Genomic DNA, 2,614 nt, shown 5'->3' with positions numbered 1-2,614 from the left:
GGCGCCCAGCCCCAATTGTGGCTGAACGTCGCGTTGATCGATCCCGATGGACAACGCGTGTGGGAAAGTGGCTACCTCGACTCAAACGCCGATCTTGCCGACATGAACTCTTACGACGTGGCCAAAGGGCGAGTGCCGCGAGACAAGGGACTGTTCAATCTGCAAACCAAATTCTTGATCAACAACGTTCGTGGCACCGATCGTGAAGCTGCGTTGCCATTGAATTTCAGCGTCGATCAATTGGTCTTTCTACGTCCAGGCGCTGTTCCGGTCAGCGTGCTGAACCATCCGCCCCTGATCCGCATGGAAGCCCATTCGATTCCACCGCTGGACCATCGGATGCCGAAGTATCACATCCCCGCATCGGTGATGCAAAAGAAAGGGCCTTACCGATTGAGCGTTCGCATGCGAAGCCGAATGGAACCGCCTTATTTCATGCGACAAATCAATAGCACACCCGACATGATTCGCCGCATGACGGCCAATATGTTGGACGTTCGACAAAGTAGCCACACGTTCTTGGTGCAATAGCTGGTTCGTTTGTCAAACCTATTTTCATCGCGACATCTGATCGCATTAAATTCCCATCCAATTTTCGAATCGTTGTCGTGAAGCAGACCATCAACATCGTCGATTCTCTTGCGAGACAGCTAGACGCTGCTCGTCGGATGGCTTCACGGCAATTCGCTGGACAGCGTGCGGTCGTGACTTACCCATTGCTCTGTATCTTGGCATTTGTTGGGATGATCGGAATCGGGATACCCGGAACGGTTAGTTTCAGTACCGCACAAAGCCCGACGCGATTACCGAGCGTCAACCGCCCAACGCGATTACCGTTGGTGGATCCATCTGCAAAAACGGAATCTGCCAATGTGAAACGCGAAACCCCACCGCCGATCCTTCCTGAAGAATCGGGATGGGAGTTTCCCGAGACCGAATTCGTAACCGAACGGTTTTATCAGTCGCTACAAACGCGAGTCGCCCAACGACCAGAACTCGAAACGTTACCAACCGCCCCCGCCCCCGCCCTCTTTCCAGTTCCGGTTCCGGTTCCAAACGGTTCCTTGGAAATCCCCGATCCCGGTCAGCGGCTGAATCGGCTCGGGGATGACGATCCGTCTTTGTTTGCGATTCAACACCGCTTCGCTGCGACGGAAAATGGATCAAACGATCCGTCACACGATTTGTCGCCCCCGGCGTCGCGTGATTTCTCGAGCGACTTTTCACCGACGCCGATCCCAAACACGTCGATGTACCACGATGGTCAACGGGAACAATGGCCGTACGATGCCAAGAGTGACGTGCCGACCCAATACCCCTTGGTTCAGTGGGGACGCCAGTGGTATGGCGACGGTATCACGCCGAAAGGGATCGATTGGTTTGGCCCCACAAACTTGGTTCGCCCTAAATTCTATCTGTACGGCGATTACCGCACCGGGATCGCGGCTGGGCGAAACGCCGCAGGACGCACCGACAATTTGGCGAGCCGGTTGAATCTGGATCTCGATTTACAGCTGACTGATACCGATCGATTCCACGCGTTCGTCGGACCGCTTGATAAAAACAACCAATTCACTCGCTGGGAAAAAGTGGGGGACGACATCAAGTATCGAAGCGAATTCGATTTGACTCCCGTTACCGGTTTCTACGAAGGGGATCTCGGTGTGTTGATGGGAGCATCACAATCGCGAACCTCTCCGTTCGAGTTGCCGTTCACGATCGGTTTGGTGCCACTGTTGTTCCAAAACGGAATCTGGATGGAAGACGCGGTCACGGGTGCAGCGTTTGCCTTACCCTCGGGACACAGCCGGCTACTGAACTGGTCAAACTTTGACGCCACGTTTTTTGCGGTTGTCGATCAAATCAACAGTGCCGCATTTGGAAGCGATGAGCATGCCGCACAAGCGTTTGGTACCGCATGGTTCATCGAAGCCTATGGCGGGTATATCGAAACCGGCTATGCCTATGTCCGTGATCGCAACCAGAGTGAACGGAGCTATCACAACATGACTGCCAGCTTCACACGTCGCTATTTCGACCGAATCAGTAACAGTGTGCGAGTGATCGTCAACTCAGGCCAAGATCTACCTAAGGACGAACGGACCGCCGACGGCGCACTGTTGTTGGTCGAGAACAGCTGGATCACCGCGAATCCACTTACGTTTGTCCCCTATGCCAATTTTTTCTATGGCTGGGATCGTCCTCAATCGGTCGCCCGAGCGGCAGGTTCCGGCGGCATCGTGCGAAACACCGGGATCAACTTCGAGTCGGACGGACTAAACGGTTTCGCCACGCTCGATCCGACCGCAGGGGACACCGCCGGTGGAGCGGTTGGTGTCGATTTGATTGCCGACGATCTCGGGCACCAATGGCTGCTCGAGTTGGCGTATGTCACGCCGCATGGGAACGGCAACCCCGCAGTTCCAGCGGATCAATTTGCCGCGGGAACGCGTTACCAAATGCCGCTCACCAACGCTACATTGTTGCGTTTTGATGTCATGTACGGCTGGCGAGGCGAACTGCAAGACGTCTACGGCACACGGATGGAATACCGCTGGAAGTTTTAGCGGGGAAACAATTTTCTGATTTACCCTCCCGTGTGCGGGAGGGTCGG

The 2,614-nt window shown here is 54.9% G+C and carries 1 protein-coding gene and 1 pseudogene; both read left to right on the top strand.

Going from position 1 to position 2,614, the window contains the following annotated elements:
* Nucleotides 1-531 (top strand): annotated as a pseudogene (locus tag ABX962_RS34405) (cytochrome C); the annotation flags it as partial.
* A 77-nt stretch (nucleotides 532-608) separates the two neighbouring features.
* The gene (locus tag ABX962_RS34400; protein WP_372726177.1) at nucleotides 609-2,567 is read left to right on the top strand and encodes a hypothetical protein; all 1,959 of its coding nucleotides are present in this window, start codon (nucleotides 609-611) and stop codon (nucleotides 2,565-2,567) included.
* Nucleotides 2,568-2,614: the final 47 nt, after the last annotated feature.

This window comes from Novipirellula sp. (genome assembly GCF_041583735.1).
GTDB lineage: Bacteria > Planctomycetota > Planctomycetia > Pirellulales > Pirellulaceae > Novipirellula.
This window is presented reverse-complemented; position numbering and strand designations above follow the sequence as displayed.